The 18,383-nt window shown below is 52.3% G+C and carries 16 protein-coding genes and 3 tRNA genes; 7 read left to right on the top strand and 12 right to left on the bottom strand.

Going from position 1 to position 18,383, the window contains the following annotated elements; genetic code table 11:
- Window positions 1–61 precede the first annotated feature (61 nt).
- Window positions 62–1,177, bottom strand: coding sequence for a glycine cleavage system aminomethyltransferase GcvT (gene gcvT / locus DCX48_16750; GenBank protein QXE16020.1), 1,116 nt, complete (start codon window positions 1,175–1,177; stop codon window positions 62–64).
- A 563-nt stretch (window positions 1,178–1,740) separates the two neighbouring features.
- Here gcvT and fucO point away from each other — a divergent pair.
- A complete protein-coding gene (fucO, locus tag DCX48_16745) occupies window positions 1,741–2,892 on the top strand; it encodes a lactaldehyde reductase (protein ID QXE17279.1) in 1,152 nt (383 codons plus the stop codon).
- Window positions 2,893–2,958: 66 nt separating this feature from the next.
- Here fucO and alsS read toward each other — a convergent pair whose 3' ends face one another.
- Both alsS and budA read right to left on the bottom strand, forming a co-directional pair.
- Entirely contained in the window at window positions 2,959–4,638 is a 1,680-nt protein-coding gene (gene alsS, locus DCX48_16740; GenBank protein QXE16019.1) for an acetolactate synthase AlsS, read from the bottom strand.
- 21 nt (window positions 4,639–4,659) lie between these two features.
- A complete protein-coding gene (gene budA / locus DCX48_16735) occupies window positions 4,660–5,442 on the bottom strand; it encodes an acetolactate decarboxylase (GenBank protein ID QXE16018.1) in 783 nt (260 codons plus the stop codon).
- A 128-nt stretch (window positions 5,443–5,570) separates the two neighbouring features.
- Here budA and DCX48_16730 point away from each other — a divergent pair, with 128 nt between their 5' ends.
- Both DCX48_16730 and DCX48_16725 read left to right on the top strand, forming a co-directional pair.
- Window positions 5,571–6,473: a LysR family transcriptional regulator gene (locus DCX48_16730; GenBank protein QXE16017.1), complete on the top strand. Its 903-nt coding sequence runs from the start codon at window positions 5,571–5,573 to the stop codon at window positions 6,471–6,473.
- 106 nt (window positions 6,474–6,579) lie between these two features.
- Window positions 6,580–6,870 carry a DUF1435 domain-containing protein gene (locus tag DCX48_16725; GenBank protein QXE16016.1) on the top strand — a complete coding sequence of 97 codons (291 nt, stop codon included), beginning with the start codon at window positions 6,580–6,582 and terminating at the stop codon, window positions 6,868–6,870.
- 119 nt (window positions 6,871–6,989) lie between these two features.
- On the opposite strand, the gene DCX48_16720 is transcribed toward DCX48_16725, so the two are convergent.
- The 4 genes from DCX48_16720 to DCX48_16705 all read right to left on the bottom strand — a co-directional run bounded on the left by DCX48_16720 (window position 6,990) and on the right by DCX48_16705 (window position 8,410).
- A tRNA-Leu gene (locus DCX48_16720) sits at window positions 6,990–7,076 on the bottom strand.
- Between the two features lie 74 nt (window positions 7,077–7,150).
- A tRNA-Leu gene (locus DCX48_16715) sits at window positions 7,151–7,237 on the bottom strand.
- A 77-nt stretch (window positions 7,238–7,314) separates the two neighbouring features.
- A tRNA-Leu gene (locus DCX48_16710) sits at window positions 7,315–7,401 on the bottom strand.
- A gap of 103 nt (window positions 7,402–7,504) precedes the next feature.
- Window positions 7,505–8,410, bottom strand: a complete 906-nt coding sequence (locus DCX48_16705; protein QXE16015.1) for a LysR family transcriptional regulator — start codon at window positions 8,408–8,410, stop codon at window positions 7,505–7,507.
- A gap of 113 nt (window positions 8,411–8,523) precedes the next feature.
- Between DCX48_16705 and DCX48_16700 the strand changes: the two genes are divergently transcribed.
- Complete coding sequence (locus DCX48_16700) at window positions 8,524–9,516, top strand: aldo/keto reductase (protein QXE16014.1); 993 nt, start codon at window positions 8,524–8,526, stop codon at window positions 9,514–9,516.
- A 2-nt stretch (window positions 9,517–9,518) separates the two neighbouring features.
- Here DCX48_16700 and rsmC read toward each other — a convergent pair whose 3' ends face one another.
- A complete protein-coding gene (gene rsmC / locus DCX48_16695) occupies window positions 9,519–10,565 on the bottom strand; it encodes a 16S rRNA (guanine(1207)-N(2))-methyltransferase RsmC (protein QXE16013.1) in 1,047 nt (348 codons plus the stop codon).
- Window positions 10,566–10,724: 159 nt separating this feature from the next.
- On the opposite strand from rsmC, the gene DCX48_16690 reads away from it, so the two are divergent.
- From DCX48_16690 to DCX48_16680, 3 genes are all read left to right on the top strand, one after another.
- Window positions 10,725–11,156: a DNA polymerase III subunit psi gene (locus DCX48_16690; GenBank protein QXE16012.1), complete on the top strand. Its 432-nt coding sequence runs from the start codon at window positions 10,725–10,727 to the stop codon at window positions 11,154–11,156.
- On the top strand, window positions 11,107–11,550 hold the full coding sequence (locus DCX48_16685; protein QXE16011.1) for a ribosomal-protein-alanine N-acetyltransferase: 444 nt from the start codon (window positions 11,107–11,109) through the stop codon (window positions 11,548–11,550). The genes DCX48_16690 and DCX48_16685 overlap by 50 nt, the downstream gene beginning before the upstream one ends.
- A 202-nt stretch (window positions 11,551–11,752) precedes the next feature.
- A complete protein-coding gene (locus tag DCX48_16680; protein QXE16010.1) occupies window positions 11,753–12,232 on the top strand; it encodes a discoidin domain-containing protein in 480 nt (159 codons plus the stop codon).
- Window positions 12,233–12,321: 89 nt separating this feature from the next.
- Here the strand turns inward: DCX48_16680 and DCX48_16675 are convergent, their stop codons facing one another.
- From DCX48_16675 to deoA, 4 genes are all read right to left on the bottom strand, one after another.
- The gene (locus tag DCX48_16675) at window positions 12,322–14,574 is read right to left on the bottom strand and encodes a TonB-dependent siderophore receptor (protein QXE16009.1); all 2,253 of its coding nucleotides are present in this window, start codon (window positions 14,572–14,574) and stop codon (window positions 12,322–12,324) included.
- 320 nt (window positions 14,575–14,894) lie between these two features.
- Entirely contained in the window at window positions 14,895–15,614 is a 720-nt protein-coding gene (gene deoD, locus DCX48_16670) for a purine-nucleoside phosphorylase (protein ID QXE16008.1), read from the bottom strand.
- A gap of 44 nt (window positions 15,615–15,658) precedes the next feature.
- Complete coding sequence (deoB, locus tag DCX48_16665; GenBank protein QXE16007.1) at window positions 15,659–16,882, bottom strand: phosphopentomutase; 1,224 nt, start codon at window positions 16,880–16,882, stop codon at window positions 15,659–15,661.
- An 89-nt stretch (window positions 16,883–16,971) separates the two neighbouring features.
- On the bottom strand, window positions 16,972–18,300 hold the full coding sequence (gene deoA / locus DCX48_16660) for a thymidine phosphorylase (GenBank protein ID QXE16006.1): 1,329 nt from the start codon (window positions 18,298–18,300) through the stop codon (window positions 16,972–16,974).
- Window positions 18,301–18,383: the final 83 nt, after the last annotated feature.

Here is an 18,383-nt window from a genome sequence, read left to right as displayed (position 1 = left end):
TGCATCCCCTCTTTCTTAAAGTCGTTAATTCTATAGGCTTATTTTGATAAGCAAGCTGCTATTAATACTGAACGATGGCTTTTCCAGCACGGACAAAGCCGGGTTTGGTCACGCGCACGGGCAGTTCGCGATTACGAATCTGCACGATAGCCTGCTCACCAATTCCCGCCGGAACACGCGCCAGCGCGATACTGACGCCAAGCGTCGGCGAGAACGATCCGCTGGTGATCACCCCTTCGCGCATTACGCCATCACTATCAGTAAAGCGCACAGATAAATCATTGCGCAATACGCCTTTTTCCGTCAGCACCAAACCAACCAGTTGCTCAGTGCCTTTTTCACGCTGATGAACTAACGCCTCACGCCCGATAAATTGGCGATCTTCCGGCTGCCAGGCGATCGTCCAGCCCATATTAGCCGCCAGCGGCGAAATCCCCTCATCCATATCTTGGCCGTACAGATTCATCCCAGCTTCCAGCCGCAGCGTATCGCGTGCGCCAAGCCCACAAGGCTTCACGCCAACCGCCAGCAGTTGCTGCCAGAAATCGACCACCTGCTCATTTGGCAGCGCAATTTCATAACCCGCTTCGCCCGTATATCCCGTCGTGGCGACGAAGAAGTCCCCCGCCTGTTTGCCAAAAAACGGCTTCATGCTGGCAACCGCAGCTACGTCTTCATCACTCAGGCCTTTTGCCTTCAGGAGGCCTTGAACTTTTTCCTGCGCCTGCGGACCTTGTACCGCGACGAGCGCCAGCTCGTCACGCTCACGAATGTCGACACCGAACGCGGCAGCATGCTGCTCGATCCAGGCGAGATCTTTCTCACGCGTCGCGGAGTTCACTACCAAACGGAAATAGTCTTCCGTCAGAAAATAAACAATCAGATCGTCGATCACGCCGCCGGAAGCATTCAGCATGCCGGTATAAAGTGCTTTGCCTGGCTGTGTGAGTTTGGCGACATCATTCGCCAGCAGATAACGCAGGAATTCACGGGTTCTCACACCATGCAAATCGACAATAGTCATGTGGGAGACATCAAAAATGCCAGCGTCCCGACGCACAATGTGGTGCTCATCCAGTTGGGAGCCGTAATGCAGTGGCATCATCCAGCCATGAAAATCCACCATTTTGGCGCCATCGGCCAGATGTTGTTGGTACAACGGAGTCTGCTTTGCCATTCCTCATCCCTCTTCAGCGCATGGCGTTTAGGCGATAAAACACACTGCGCAAACGATATCTTATGACTGAACTTACCACTGAAGCGCAGGTTAAACCACACTCTTAGTCATAAGATAAATTATATAGAAAGAGAAGAAATCCGAGCCACTCACAAAAAACAAAGCAGATTAATATGCTTAATATTCGATAAAATTAAGCACGTAAATTATTTAAATGAGCACATAGCACAGATTAATGACATTAAAACCGGACAACTCAGACAATGCCACTCGAAGAAAAAACCCATTCGAATTAGATAATATAATGATAAAAATAGGCCTAAATTAGATTTTTTCAATCAAAACCCAACAGCGAATCTCAGCCTTACTCCCTACCTTACGCAGCCATCATCACGATTCTGTGAGCCACTTCTCAAGCGTCTTTACCTCAGTGCCAGCGTACAAGATGTACATGGCAGCAGGCGGAAGGCATTCATAGCTGGCATTTCCCATACTAATAGCAAGGAATTGCGCAGCATGTATTTTTCGCGTTATCAAAATAAAACGTTATTAGGAGAGAGATGATGGTTAACAGAATGATCCTTAACGAAACATCCTATTTTGGCACAGGCGCTATCGCTCAGATTGCCGATGAAGTAAAACGGCGCGGGTTCAAGAAAGCCCTGCTGGTGACGGACAAAGATTTGGTTAAATTCGGTGTCGCCGCCAAGGTTACGGCGAAGCTGGATGCGGCAGGGTTGCCCTACGATATCTACGATGAGGTGATTCCCAACCCTACCATCGGCGTGGTGGAAAGAGGCATCGAGCACTTCAAGGCATCGCAGGCCGATTACCTGATCGCGATTGGCGGCGGCTCACCGCAGGATACCTGCAAAGCCATCGGAATTATTATCAATAATCCTGAGTTCGCCGATGTCCGCAGCCTCGAAGGCGTTGCGCCCACCCGACGCCCCTCGGTGCCGATTATCGCTATCCCGACCACTTCAGGCACAGCCGCAGAGGTTACGATCAATTACGTGATCACCGACGAAGAAAAACGCCGCAAATTCGTGTGCGTCGATCCACATGACATTCCAATTGTCGCCATCGTCGATCCTGACATGATGATGAGCATGCCTGCCTCGCTGAAAGCGGCAACGGGGATTGACGCTCTGACGCACGCCATTGAGGGTTTCACCACCAAAGCCGCCTGGGAACTGACTGATACGCTGCACCTGAAGGCCATTGAAATTATCAGCCGTTCACTGCGTGATTCCGTTGCCGGGAAGCCGAAAGGCGTGGAAGAGATGGCGCTGGGACAATACATCGCCGGTATGGGGTTCTCGAACGTTGGGCTTGGGCTGGTACACGGCATGGCGCACCCACTCGGCGCGTTCTACAACACCCCGCACGGCGTCGCTAATGCGATCCTACTGCCGCATATCATGGCCTACAACGCAGATTACACCGGTGAAAAATTCCGGGATATCGCCGTTGCGATGGGGGTAAACGGCGCGACAGATATGTCGATTGCTCAGGCGAGGGAAGCAGCTATTCATGCGGTGCGACAGCTTTCTCACGATGTAGATATCCCACCGAGATTGCGCGATGTCGGCGTGAGAGAAGAGGATATTCCAGCGCTGGCGCAGGCCGCCTTTGACGATGTCTGCACCGGCGGTAACCCGCGCGATACCAACATCGACGACATAAAAGCGCTGTATCAATCTATTTATTAACGCATAACAACAAGGCTCTAGGTTGTGCCCGCTATCGTTATTATGCGGGCACAAAATTTATACCTTCTACACCAGCACACTAATATTCAGATTCTCCATCAGCCAGTGGTTGTCGGAATAATCAACCGGAATAGCAATCACCGCAGGGCCGTCAACGTCCATTGCCTGACGGAGTTTGCTAACCAGTTCATCGGCAGATTCCACCGCGAACCCTTTTGCACCAAACGCTTCCGCATAGGCTTTGAAATCTATCGGCCCGAACGACACGCCTGCTGGACGATGGTATTTGTGCAGTTGCTGGATTTCCACCATGTTGTAGCCGTTATCCACCCAGATGATATGCAGGAGATTGCTTTTCAGGCGCACCGCTGTTTCCAGTTCCATGCTGGATTGCATAAATCCACCGTCGCCGGAAACGGAGACCACTTTCTTGCCGGGTTGTACCAGCGATGCGGCGATCGCCCACGGTAATGCTACGCCCATGGTCTGCTGACCGTTAGTCATCAGAATCTGTCGCGCCCGGAAGCTATACAGGTAACGCGCCAACCAAATATGGAAACTCCCCATATCTACACACAGCGTGACATCCTCATTCACGATATCCTGCATCGCCCGCACCAGACGCAGCGGGTGGATTGCAAACCCTGTCATGTTGATGGCACGTGTGCTGAGATCGTGGCGCTGACGCTGACGATCCTGCAATACAGCCTGGGTGCCGGAAGATAAGATAAAGGGTTCGCTGATACAGGCATTCAGCGTGTCCACCGTCATCGCGATATTCCCGAGCAGCTCAATGTTAGGGCGATAGGCACTGTCGATCTCCGCTCGCAGTACATCAATATGAATCAATGTCGCCTTGCCGTTGTTCCACAACGATGGATCATACTCAATCGGGCTGTAACCCACGGTGACAATCACGTCCGCCTGTTGCAGCAGCTTATCACCAGCCTGATTGTTGAATAATCCGACACGTCCGGCAAAATGATTGAACTGTTGCTGGTCGATCACACCAGCAGCCTGATACGTGCTGGTAACGGGTAACTGGCTATGATGCAGAAAACGGCGCAGTGCCTGCGCATTTTCCTGCTGGCTGGCCATTAATCCGAGCAGCAACACTGGATTTTTAGCCTGCCGCAGCAGCTTGGCTGCTTCAGCAATGTCACTCTGTGGTGCACCGTTTAATAACGGTAAATGCGGGCAGGCCAACACCGGGCTAATGACCGGTTCATTGACGATATCCTGCGGCAGGCTGACAAACGCCGCCCCCGGACGCCCACTTTCCGCTGCCCTGAAAGCATTCGCCAACACCTCCGATATTGCGGAGGAAGCCGTAATTTCCGCACTGAATTTACTAACCGGCTGAAACAGGCTAACGGTATCCAGACTCTGGTGCGTCAACTTGAGCTTATCCGCCCGTTTGACCGCCCCGCCTAACGCCACGACGGCATCTCCCTCTGCGGTTGCCGTCGCCAGCCCAGTCACCAGATTGGAACAGCCAGGGCCGGATGTCACCAGCGTCACGCCGGCTTTTCCTGTGAGGCGTCCTATTGCCGCCGCCATAAACGCGCCGTTCGCCTCATGCCGTACTGGGATCGTTTGAATCGTCGAGTCTTCCAGTTCATCAAACACGCGATCGATTTTTGCGCCGGGAATACCAAAGATATGCTTCACGCCCTGCGCTTCTAAGTGTTTTACAATCAGCTCAGCTCCGCTACTCCAGCTTTGCTTTTCGGTGGACTTTTCCATGACATGACTCCGATGAAATGACTAGCTCTCTACTGACTTGATTACGCTGTTGAGGTTTTCTGATGACAGATCGGCATTGAGAAATTCCCGATCCTGAGGCAGGTCGATGATCAATTTGGCGATCACGCCAAATGTCAGCGTGCCGTTTTCAACGTCATAATTCAGAATATGGCCACCGCCTTGGCGATCGTCAGTAATAAAGTGTTCGTGGTAACCCGCGACATTAATTCCCTGGGTATAAGCTGGGCTGCGAAACCCAATAACGCTGCCGCTCCGGTGTTCAAAATGAAACGTCGGCTGCCCTTCAATAGCTTCCTGCATCGGCTTGTAAGGCCGGCACTGCCGAGGGACGGTGCGAGTTTCAACACAGCGAAAACGCCCATCAATCCGCAACGCACAGAACAGATTGTCTGTTCCCACGATCTCATCGATCTGGCGATGCACTTCTTCACGCGAGGTCCAGCGATGGAAACGGATCGTTTCCGTCGGGCGGAAGAACGTCATTACCGCGAATGGCGTTTTCTGCTCCGGCCTCGCCGCCCGTGCGCTACCATCAGATAACAGCTGGAAAATCTGGCTATTTAATGCAACCAGTTCCCCATCCAAACTATTAAATGTTCCTAATCCAAAGTCACCATGTTCCAATAATTCAGCCATCGTTCGGCTACCTTCGTATACGCCATTTATTAGTCCACTCATTAATGAGGTCTGATAAATAACGCAGTCTGCGTGCTCCTGCCGAAAGTCATAAGCGTAGCTAGCAAAGGCTTCTTCACAGGATTGTTCACCGATACTCGTTTTCATACATTCCTTTTCACCGCACAATTACTTAAATATTGCTAATATTTAGATAAAGATTGACGCGGAAGAGAACAAAATTCCAATATGCAATTAAGGTCACTTCAAGATCGGATACATATGGAGTTACGTGAATGGAACTACGTTACCTGCGCTATTTTGTCGCCGTTGCACAAGCCCGGCATTTCACTCGTGCGGCAGAAAATCTGGGGATGTCACAACCGCCGCTCAGCCAGCAGATCAAGAAATTCGAGCTGGAGATCGGTACACCGCTGTTCAAGCGACTGACGCGCGGCGTAGAAATGACGGAGGCGGGACAAGCGCTGTATGAAGACGCCCGCCGGATTCTGCAACTCACCGATTCGGCGATCGCGCGTACAAGAAGCATTGCGCGAGGCGAGAAAGGTAGCCTGAACGTGGGCTTCTCGCCGTCGGCCATGTTCCATCCCACCGTGCTTGGGCTGCTGCATAGCTACTGTCAGCAGCATCCGCACGTTCAACCGTTACCGAAGGAAGAAAACCCGGCAACGCTTATCGCCTCATTGCAAAAACGCAATATCGACATCGCATTTCTGCGCTTACCTTGCGATCTCAGTGATGATATTAACGGGGAAATTTTGGCAGAAGAGCCAATGAAATTGGTGTTACCCGCAGGGCATGCGCTTAGCCATAAAACACAGGTTTCGCTAAGCGAGCTGCGTCAGGAGCCGCTGATTATTTTCCCACGCGAGGTATGTCCGGGGCTGCACGATATGATTATTCGTACCTGCTACCTGTCAGGTTATGGTCCCAGACCCAGTCCCTTTGCCCCACAGTTGACGGCCACCATTGGGATGGTCGCCGCAGGTTTCGGCATTACCCTTGTACCGGAGTCGCTTGCCTGTATTAAGGCTGAGAATGTGACATATCATGATATCGGCATGCCCGAAGTCCATACACAAATTGCGGCTATCTGGCGTAAACATGAACGATCGGCCGCGATCGTGAATATGATCCACCTAATACGACAGCATCTGAGCAGCTCACATCCCGATTAACGCCGCTAGGTAGCAAATTCCGGCATTCTACTCGTCAAAAAGCTAGTAATTGATATAAATTCTTATATGATATTAGTTATCATTATCATTTTTGACGGGTGGATAAATGCTGACAGCAATGATCACAGCCTGCGGGCTATGGGGTGTGAGTTGGTGTATGGGGAAGCACCTGTCTAGTGCCTGGGGCGTGCTGTTACCTTGTGCCATTATGCCGCTGCTGGCACTACTCAATCTGAACCTGACACACCTGAAAGTGATTATCGCCGTCGCTTTGTTGGCGACCCTCGCCATGCTGTTTCATCAACGTTTGCGCCACTATTTATTGCTGCCATCCTGCATTGCGCTAGCTGGCGGTTTGGCGGCGCTGTCAGTCATGTTTAATTTGACGACGTTATAAACACACGCAAATGATAAGCAGCACAGAATTGCCAACAAACGCAGAAAAGCGCTATAGCCAGGAATAGGATAAAAGAGAATAAACAGAGAGGAAAATCAGGAAGATACAGAGGCGTTCGGTGGTGCGAAGAGAGGGACTTGAACCCTCACGTCCGTAAGGACACTAACACCTGAAGCTAGCGCGTCTACCAATTCCGCCACCTTCGCACTGAGAACGTTGCTTGTCTTATACAGCATTATTTTATGCAATAATTGTCTTATGCGGTAAACCTATCACGACATGGTGCGAAGAGAGGGACTTGAACCCTCACGTCCGTAAGAACACTAACACCTGAAGCTAGCGCGTCTACCAATTCCGCCACCTTCGCAACTCTGTCATGTATTTCTGGTTACGCAATACTGATTACTGCTTCGGTTCGACAAACCAGAACCGTTGTAGTGATGTTGGTGCGAAGAGAGGGACTTGAACCCTCACGTCCGTAAGAACACTAACACCTGAAGCTAGCGCGTCTACCAATTCCGCCACCTTCGCAACACTGCTTTACGCAATATCACTACGGGGGCGAATTCTAGAGGTTTTCGCGTTCACGTCAATGATTATTTCCTCTGGAATGCGGGGTTTGCTGTAAAAAACATCATCTCACCGCAGCGTTGCGCGTAAAGAGTTCATCGAGCCATTCTATGAACACCCTAATCCGCGGCGCAAGAAAGCGACCGGGCGTATACATCACGTAAAGTGGCATCGCGGGCGGCGGTATCTCCGGCAAAATCTCTACCAGTTCTCCACCGTCGAGAAGTGAGATCAAACCGCGACGCGGTGCCTGAATAATTCCCAATCCCGCGCATGCACCTGCGATATAGGCATCGGCGCCGTTTACCTGCAACGTGCCGGGCAGCATACGCGTAATGCGCTCGTCGCCAGACATAAATTCCAGCGGATAAAGGTATTCGGTACGCAGAGAGAAATAGCCCACCATGTGATGCCCCGACAGCTCATCAAGCGAACGCGGCACGCCATATCGCGCCAGATAGTCAGCGGACGCACAGGTTACCTGCGGCATCGACGGCAAATGGCGGGTCGCTAGCGTCTCGTCATCCGTCTGCCAGGCACGCAGCACGCAGTCGACGCCTTCACGCAGCACATTAATCGCCGCATCGTTGGCGCTTAGCATCAGCGTCACTTGCGGATAACGCGCATAGAACTCCCCTAACGCCGGAACAACGATTTCCCGTGCCAGCGAGTGCGGCATATCAACCCGCACTTTACCAACCGGCTGTAGCTTTTGCTGTGTGAAAAGTGTGTCGATCTCTTCAATTTCAGCAAGCAATTGCAGGCAACGCTCATAATAAACGCGCCCTTCATCGGTGATCTGTACCTGACGGGTCGTGCGTTGCAGTAAACGTACACCCAGCCGCCCTTCAAGCTGCTTGATAGTGTTGCTCACCGTCGCACGCGGTAGCGCCAGCCGCTCCGCCGCACGGCTAAAGCTTCCCAATTCGACAATACGCACAAAAACCCGCATCGCCTGAATATGATCCATCGCCGCCACCATTGTTAGTTATTTTTGAATAGTGTTGCATAGAAAGCAGTATTTATCTTTGTGCTATAAACAACCAAACTACTCTCACTGCCAATAAGATGAGGAAGATGACGATGCAAAAGCGCAAATTAGGGGCGAACGGTCCACAGGTTTCAGCGATTGGGCTAGGCTGCATGGGAATGAGTGATTTTTACTCTACTGCGCAGGATGAAAAAGAGTCCATTGCCACATTGCATCGCGCACTGGAGCTGGGCGTTACGCTGCTGGACACCGCCGATATGTATGGCCCTCACACCAATGAACAACTGCTTGGCAACGCGATAAAGGGCAAACGCGAGCAGGTCTTTCTGGCGACTAAATTCGGCATCGTGCGCGATCCGGCTAATCCCTACGCTCGCGGCGTCTGCGGTAAACCGGATTATATCCGTCGAGCGGTGGAAGGTAGCCTGAAACGGCTCGGTACAGACGTTATCGATCTTTACTATCAGCACCGTATCGACCCGACGGTTCCGATTGAAGAGACGGTCGGCGCGCTGGCCGAGCTGGTTAAAGAAGGCAAGATTCGCTACATCGGCCTGAGTGAAGCCTCTGTCACCACGCTGGAGCGTGCCCATCGCGTGCACCCTATTACAGCGTTACAGAGCGAATATTCACTGTGGACGCGCGATATGGAAGCTGAGATTCTGCCCACCTGTGAGCGTTTGGGCATCGGCTTTGTGCCTTACAGCCCACTCGGTCGCGGCTTTCTGACTGGCGCGATTCGCAGCCTAGACGATCTGGCAGCCGACGATTTTCGTCGCACCAATCCACGCTTCGCTGGGGAAAATTTCGGGAAAAACCTGCAACTGGTAGAGAAAATTAACCAACTGGCGCAGGAAAAACAGGCCACACCCTCACAGCTCGCGCTGGCGTGGGTACTGGCGCAGGGCGAACATATCGTGCCGATTCCGGGCACCAAACGCCGTCTCTATCTGGAAGAGAACGTTGCCGCGCTGGATGTCACACTGACGAAAGAGGAACTGGCCGCCATTAATGCCATCTTCCCGCCTGATGCCGCAGCAGGAGAACGCTACGGCAAGGAGAGTATGGCGACCCTTAATCAGTAGGATTACCGGCGGCGACCTTTACCTGTACGTGGAGGACGCCCAACGGTAGCCTGATACACCTTGAAGCGTCCGGTTTGCGCCAGCACTTCATGGCTGCCAAACGCGGCATCTAACAGCGCCGGATAAGGTAGGAAGGCGTTAGCGACGATGCGTAATTGTCCGCCAATCGGTAGATGCGTTACCGCACCACGAATCAGCATTTCTACGGCTTGCAAGCTGGTCTGCAAGCCGTCATGGAACGGCGGGTTGGACACGATCATGTCGAAGCGGCCGTCGATGTCTGAATAGACGTTACTCGCAATCACGCTGCCTTCCAGCGCATTCGCTGCCAGTGTTGCATTGCTGGACTCCACCGCTGCGGCGCTGACATCACTCAGCGTCAGGCGAATTTTCGGCGACTGTTTCGCCAACACCGATGCAAGCACACCCGCACCACACGCAATATCCAGGACTTTGCCTTTCATATGTGGCTCAAACGTAGACAACAGTAGTCTGCTGCCCGGATCCAGACCATCACGGCTGAAGATGCCCGGAAGCGTTTTGACCGTCACCCCTTCCGTCACATATTCGTCCCACCAATCATCCAGCGTGAAGCTGGCCTGCTTATCAATTCGGCCGTGGTAAAGCCCACAGCGGCGTGCGCTGTCGATTTTTACCAGTTCAACGAAATCAGACAACACGGTTTCAGCGCTGCGTACGCCGCTGCGGTTTTCCCCAACAACGAAGATCTCCGCGCCGACCGGCAGCAGTGAAAGCAGGTTACACAGTTGGAATTCTGCTTCTTGTTTGCTCTTTGGCCAGTAATAAATCAGCGTATCGCTATCCGCTACCAGCTCAGCGTCCGCTACCAGACTGTATTGAGCATTATCCCCAAGTGGCTTTGCCATCTGTTGCCAGTGGTGATATTGGTTGCAATGGACACGCACCGACGCCGCCTCAAATTGCGCGGGCAGGGTATCCTGCAAATCACCGGCAAACAGAACTCGGCGTGAAAGAAATTCGTCACTATGGCGCAGTATGACTTCACTGGCGGGGGTTAATGCGGACATCGGGCTACGGCTCCTTAATCATTGAACGGGGGATTATATACGCTTCGGCCTCGAAGTTGCAGAGCGGAGAGGAAATAACCGCACCGACGTTGGCGCAGCATGGCGGGGTTTGTTAGCATAGGCACGAATCATTTTCTCGCACGCCAGACAGGATAACGCATGGAATCAAGACGTGACAGGCTGCTACAGCAACTGGGGATTACGCAGTGGACGCTGCGTCGCCCGACGGTGCTGCAAGGCGAAATCGCCGTCAGTCTGCCCGATCAGGTGCGTCTGGTGATCGTCTCCGCCGAACCGCTGGCCGATGATGAACCGCTGCTGGCCGACGTTCTGCACAGTCTTGCGCTCACCCCTGCGCAAGCCTACCGCCTGACGCCGCAGCAGATAGAGATGTTGCCCGCCGATGCACGCTGCCATAGCTGGCGGCTGGGCATCGCGGAGCCCATTGCGCTACAGGGCATCCAGCTTTCCAGCCCTCTGCTTTCTGAACTTTATCAAAATGCCGACGCCAAACGGGCGCTGTGGCAACAGATCTGTGAACATGAACACGATATCTTCTCTGACGCCAGCCGATCTGGCACAAGCCTTTAAAATTGAACAAGCTAGCCACGCCTTTCCCTGGACGGAAAAAACGTTTATCAGCAATCAGGGTGAACGTTATTTCAATCTGAAATTGAGCCATGACGAACAGATTGCCGCGTACGCCATCACGCAAGTGGTGCTGGATGAAGCGACGTTGTTCAATATCGCCGTGCATCCTGACCACCAGCGTCAGGGGCTGGGCCGCCAGTTGCTGGAACAGCTGATCGACGAGATGGAGCAGCGCGGTATTGTTACACTGTGGCTGGAAGTCCGTGAGTCAAACGCGCGGGCCATCGCGCTGTATGAAAGCCTGGGATTTAACGAAGTCTCCGTGCGCCGCGATTATTATCCCGCGGCACAAGGCCGAGAGGACGCGATCCTCATGGCGCTACCGCTCGGCTAACCTCTTTATCTATACTCCTCGCGACAAGGCGGGTGCCATAATGTGCTCCCCGTCCCGCCCTGCCTTTTTTCCCGACAGAAAAATCCCCGCAACGTGATCGTCATAAATAAAACCTCGTTTCTTTTTTATCACAATAAGGTTCCATTTCATGTTTCTGGTTTGCAGGCATGCCATGGTTTATCCGTTATCTACGAGGAATAATATGAAAAAATACACTCTGGCTACGACGCTCCTGTGCGGTTTATTCTCTCTTTCCGCTTACGCGGTACAAGTCACAGCGGTTACGGCCTCCGCTTATGACTCAGACAAAGGTCACAAACCTGCCAACATTGCCGATGGTGACGTAAAAACGCGCTGGGCAGCAAATGGTGAGAGTTGGGTTCAGTTAGAACTGGATAAAGAACAATCGGTTGAGAACTTTGTTCTGGTTCCTTTCAAAGCGGACGAGCGCAAGCTGAAGTTCTCCGTCTCCTACTCTACCGACGGTAAAACCTGGCAAAAACTGGCTGACAATCTGGTCACGTCCAGCAATGCCAAAGACGGTGAAAAATTCACCTTCCCTGCCGTTAAAGCAAAATTCTTCAAGTTGGATACGTTTGGTACCGATGTGAATAAATGGAGTGCTATCAACGAGATCAGCTTTAACAGCGCTGCGCAGGTTCCTGCCCAAGCGATTAAGTAGCCCTTCCCAAAAATTTCGACCGGCCAAACACGCGAAAACCCACCTGAGGTGGGTTTTCTATACAAGTATGAGTATGACGGTTACCGTCGTTAGAAGTCGACTGACATAGACAGTTTCAGTGAACGCGGATCGCCTTGATACAGATAGGCACCGGAATCGTTGACTGACGACCAATATTTTTCATTCGTTACGTTTTCAACATTGGCTCGCCAGACCAGCGTGTGATCGTTCATCGGCATACTGTAGCGCGCGCCAAGATCCAATCGCGTCCACGGTTTGAGCTTCATAGTATTACTGTTATTCGCATACTGTGAACCGGAACGGATCGCCGTTCCCGACAGCGTTAGCCCCTCGACGGATTTGATATCATATTCTGACCCAAGAACCAGTTGATAGCGTGGCACGCCGACAACATCTTTACCATTGTTAGCGCCACCATCCGTTTTAATCTGCTGTGCTGCAATCCATGTCGCACTACCGTTCAGTCGCAGGCCAAATACCGGCTCACCAAACACATTGAGTTCCATGCCGCGATGGCGGCGCTCGCCGTAAATCCCGAAATTGCCCGTCTGACTATTGATATATTCATTTGGTCGCTTAATTTCAAACAGCGCCAGCGATCCACCTACCCGCTCATAGTCAAACTTCACGCCCACTTCATTCTGTTTAGCAACATAAATTCCCGTGACTTTCCCTTTATTCGCAGCATTAAACGGCGCAATGCCGCCCGGTGATAATGACTCTATATGGTTGGCATACAGAGAAATATTCTCCCACGGCTTCACAACCAAACCGTATGCTGGCGTGACTTTAGTACGGTTAAAGGTACTGTCACTTTCTTCAATCCCTTCATAACTATAGTTACGTACCATAATTTCTTGCCGACGTAACCCAGCAGTCAACGCAACTTTATCATCCATAATCGATAGGGTATCAGACAACGAAAGCCCCGCACTTCTGACACGGTTACGTACTTTAGGATCCCCCATATCCCCACCAAAGTAGATAGACGGAGGGTTACTAATATCACCAGGATGATAAATATCGATTGGCCCGACATTGTCAGACATCGTGTAAGCCGTTCGACTTTTCGCATACACACCTGAATAACCGATATTAACTTTATGTGTCACCGCGCCTGTATCAAACTGTCCACGGATGCCTAACAAGCCGGAGAACGTATCACGTTTAAAGGGGACATCCATCCGCGATATTGTCGCATTGCCGTTGTTATCCGTCAGCTTAGGTGAACCATAGACTCCATATTCATCCGCTCGACTGCTACCGATACCGGAATACAACGTCCAGTTGTCGGCAACATCATATTCGCTGCGCCACATACCGAAAGTCGTTTTCAGGTCAGTCGAGACCCATTTCTGACCATAATTTAATGTGGCATCCGGGGCAGAAGGGATTACTGTGGCGCTCCCAGTACCTACTGCAATTCGCCCACCGTGCACGGTCTGGTGCTGGTAGCCTGCATCCAATGAAGTACGGAAACGATCGCCGCGATAATCAAGGCCAACAGAGGCCATCGACATACGGTCTTTTTGGTGGTGAATGGCGCCTTCTCCTTCGCGGTGCAACACATTGACACGTACACCAAACTCATCGTTATCACCAAAACGACGACCGACATCCACCCCACCACCAATCTTGTTTTTCGATTCATAGTCAACGGTCAAACGAGTGAGTGGATCATCTGTCGCATGCTTCGGTTCCACGTTTATCGAACCGCCGACGCCACTCCCAATCCCGCTACCAGATACCCCGTTAACAAATGCACTGGCACCTTTAAAGACTTCTACGCGTTCAACCATATTGGTCGACACCATCTGACGCGGCATCACACCATACAGTCCTCCGAAGGTAATATCATCGCCATCCAGCGTAAAACCACGGATGCGATAGGTTTCCATAAAATTGCCAAAGCCTTTCAGAGTTTGAATAGAGGCATCGTTCTTCACGACATCAGCCAGCGTTTCCGCCTGCTGGGACAGGATCATCTTGTCGGTATAGCTAATCACGTTAAATGGCACATCACGCGCATTCTGCTGCCCCAGAAAACCGAGACGTCCACCATTCGCAATTTGTCCATCCAGATAGGCGGGAACCAGATCGTCACCCCCTGCACGGAACGTATTACCTGGCTTAGCCACGACGGTCATCGTGTCGCCGCGAGTTTCCTTTTCTGATGCAGAGGATGCTGTGGTGGGTTGTACCGCTGTTGGCGGCTCTTCAGCCAACAGCGGCATGGCCATGCCGCTGCACAGTACACCGATTAACACCGCCAGTTTCGTTGGCATACCCGCGATACGCTTTTTCAGAATGAATGCTTTCATCTCTTTCCCAGAATTAATAATAATAATGATTATTATTTTCATTATTAATTATGAACTCAGCTTTTCATAAAACAAGTCATAGAACCTAACTTGTCGTGAATCACGGCGCTCGAACCTGGAAAATAGATAAAACAGTAGCGTGCGGCACCTTAGCAAGCGTGCGCTGATAAAGAAGAACACCGATATTACGCGCGGGTCAGCGCATCTGTCGCTATAGGGGTCATAGGAAATAGCAGGGTCTGAATCCGCTGACTTACGAATTCAGACCTGCCTGGCAGCTACAGACAAACCGCCGAGTAGTATGCGTGGGCTAAATAATGTTACTCGTTATCGCCAAGCAGAACGGATTCCAGCGCGATCTCGATCATCTCATTGAACGTAGTCTGACGCTCTTCTGAGGTGGTTTGTGCACCGGTACGAATGTGGTCAGAAACGGTACAGATTGCCAGCGCTTTCGCACCGAACTCTGCCGCTACGCCGTAGATACCGGCGGCTTCCATTTCTACACCCAGAATGCCGTATTTTTCCATCACGTCGAACATCTGCGGGTCTGGCGTGTAGAACAGATCGGCGGAGAAGATGTTACCTACGCGGACAGAAACATCGCGTGCTTTAGCAGCATCAACGGCATTACGCACCATGTCGAAATCGGCAATAGCCGCATAGTCGTGATCTTTGAAACGCATACGGTTCACTTTGGAATCCGTACAGGCGCCCATACCGATCACCACATCGCGCAGTTTGACGTCTTCACGTACCGCACCGCAGGAACCCACGCGGATGATCTTCTTCACGCCAAACTCGGTGATCAGCTCTTTCGCATAGATCGAGCAGGATGGAATACCCATACCGTGACCCATGACCGAAATTTTACGGCCTTTATACGTGCCGGTGAACCCTAACATGCCACGCACGTTGTTCACTTCGCGGGCGTCATCCAAAAAGGTTTCTGCAATAAACTTAGCGCGCAGCGGGTCGCCCGGCATCAGTACAACGTCCGCGAAATCACCCATTTCTGCATTAATATGTGGCGTAGCCATGCGTTTATTCCTTAATTAATCAAGTTTCACTAAAAACGGTGTTTTTACAATATCGATTTACCGTAGTCCATAGGCGACAGGCCAAAGTAGGCTGCGACCGTCTGCCCGATATCGGCGAAGGTTTCACGGTGACCGTATGACCCCGGCTTCACTTTCGGCCCATAGATCAACACCGGTACGTTTTCGCGGGTATGATCGGTCCCGTGCCAGCTCGGATCACAGCCGTGATCGGCAGTCAAAATCAGGATGTCATCGCCCGTCACGCGGGACATCAGCTCGGGTAAACGGCGATCGAACAGCTCCAGCGCAGCCGCATAGCCCGGAATATCGCGGCGGTGCCCGTAGGCGGAGTCGAAATCCACAAAGTTGGTAAACACGATCGTGTTGTCGCCCGCGCTATCCATCTCTTTCAGCGTGGCGTCAAACAGCGCATCGATGCCGGTCGCCTTCACTTTCTTCGTGATACCGACCTGCGCGTAGATATCCGCAATTTTACCGACGGAAACCACTTCACCGCCTTTTTCATCCACCAACTTTTTCAGGATGGTCGGCGCTGGCGGTTCAACGGCCAGATCGTGACGGTTGCCAGTACGCTCGAAGTTGCCGGGTTTGTCACCGATAAACGGACGCGCGATCACTCGCCCGATGTTGTAATCCCCTTCAGTCAGCTCTTCGCGGGCAATTTCACACAGCTCGTACAGCTTATCCAGACCGAACGTCTCTTCATGGCAGGCAATCTGGAACACCGAATCCGCAGAAGTGTAAAAAATCGGCTTGCCCGTTTTCATATGTTCTTCAGCCAGTTGATCCAGAATCACCGTACCGGAAGAATGACAGTTGCCCAGATAGCCTGGCAGATTGGCGCGCTTCACCAGTTTATCCAGCAGTTCCTGCGGAAAACTGTTTTCTTCATCTTTAAAATAGCCCCAGTCGAACAGGACAGGCACACCGGCAATTTCCCAGTGACCAGACGGTGTATCTTTACCCGAAGAAATTTCACTGGCGTGCGCGTAAGCACCGATAATGTCTGCGTTTTCATCCAGCCCTGCTGGGAACGTTCCCGTTGAGGCTTCGGCGGCTTTACCTAGACCCAGACGGCTCAGATTTGGCAAATGCAGCGCGCCGCTGCGCCCTTTATTCGCCTTTCCCGCCGCACACGCCTGAGCAATATGGCCCAGTGTATCCGAACCGACATCACCAAAGCGTTCTGCATCAGCACTGCTGCCGATCCCGAACGAGTCGAGAATCATAATATGTACACGTTTCATTCTTTCTCTCCTGCGCAGCGATGCGCTCACGCCCTGCCTACCGGCAGGGGAAAATCAATTCAAGGTTATCTATCGCCAACCCTACGCAATCACGCTTCCGCACTCACCCGACGATAGACCATCGGAGTCTTTTCTGGTGCCGTATCGCCCAGTTGGATCGCAGCTCGGACTTCATTCGCCGCCTGCTGCCATTGCGCTTCCGTATTGGCGTGGATCACCGCCAGCGGGCGCTGCGCGTCAACGCGTTCACCCAGGCTAATCATGCTATCCAGACCGACACTGTAATCGATCGTATCCGAGGCCTGACGACGTCCGCCGCCCAGCGACACGACCGCCATGCCCAGAGCACGGGTATCCATCGCGGTCACAATGCCTTCACGCGTCGCGAACACCGGCTTACTTAACGTCGCCACCGGCAGGTAACGATCGTAGTGTTCGACAAAATCGCCCGGTCCACGCTGTGCGGCGACCATGCGGCCAAAGACGTCGGCGGCTTTGCCGTTATCCAACACGGCCTGCAAACGTGAATGCGCGTCGTCCGCCGAGCTTGCTAGTCCGCCCGCTAGAAGCATCTCGCCACATAGCGCCATAGTAACATCATACAGGCGTGGATTGCGGCTCTCTCCCGTCAGGAAACGCACGGCTTCCCGCACTTCCAACGCATTACCCGCGCTGGAGGCCAGCACCTGATTCATGTCCGTCAATAATGCGCTGGTGCGGCATCCTGCGTTATTTGCTACGCCGACAATCGCCTGCGCCAGCTGTTCGGACAGCTCATAGGTCGGCATAAACGCCCCGGAACCCACTTTAACGTCCATCACTAACGCATCCAGCCCTTCGGCCAGCTTCTTCGCCAGAATCGACGCCGTAATCAGCGGGATCGAATCGACCGTAGCGGTAATATCACGGGTAGCGTAAAAGCGTTTATCCGCCGGAGCCAGCGATGAGGTCTGCCCAATAATCGCGACGCCAACCTGCTGGATGATGCGACGAAAATTTTCATCGTTCGGAAAAATATCCAGTCCCGGAATCGCTTCGAGCTTATCCAGCGTGCCGCCAGTATGTCCAAGCCCACGCCCAGAGATCATCGGGACGTAGCCACCACAAGCGGCGACCATCGGCCCCAGCATGAGCGAGGTAACATCCCCTACGCCGCCGGTAGAATGTTTGTCCACCAGCGGTCCGTTCAGGTTCAGGCTCTTCCAGTTCAGCACTGTACCGGAGTCACGCATCGCCAACGTCAGCGCCACACGCTCATCCATCGACATGTCGTGAAAGTAAATGGTCATCGCCAGAGCGGCAATCTGACCTTCAGAGACGGTATTGTCACGAATACCGTTGATAAAAAAGCGGATCTCCTCTTCGCTCAGAGTTTTTCCATCACGCTTCTTACGAATAATTTCTTGAATCAGAAACAAGGTCTGTACTCCTGATGAATTCTGATATGGCTCAGCAGACTGTCGCTGCGAGCACACTTGCTGTTGTGGACCAATGCAGCCAT

Source organism: Pectobacterium atrosepticum (genome assembly GCA_019056595.1).
GTDB classification, from domain to species: Bacteria; Pseudomonadota; Gammaproteobacteria; order Enterobacterales; family Enterobacteriaceae; genus Pectobacterium; species Pectobacterium atrosepticum.
Note: the sequence above shows the minus strand (reverse complement) of the source record. Positions and strands in the feature narration are given on the sequence as shown.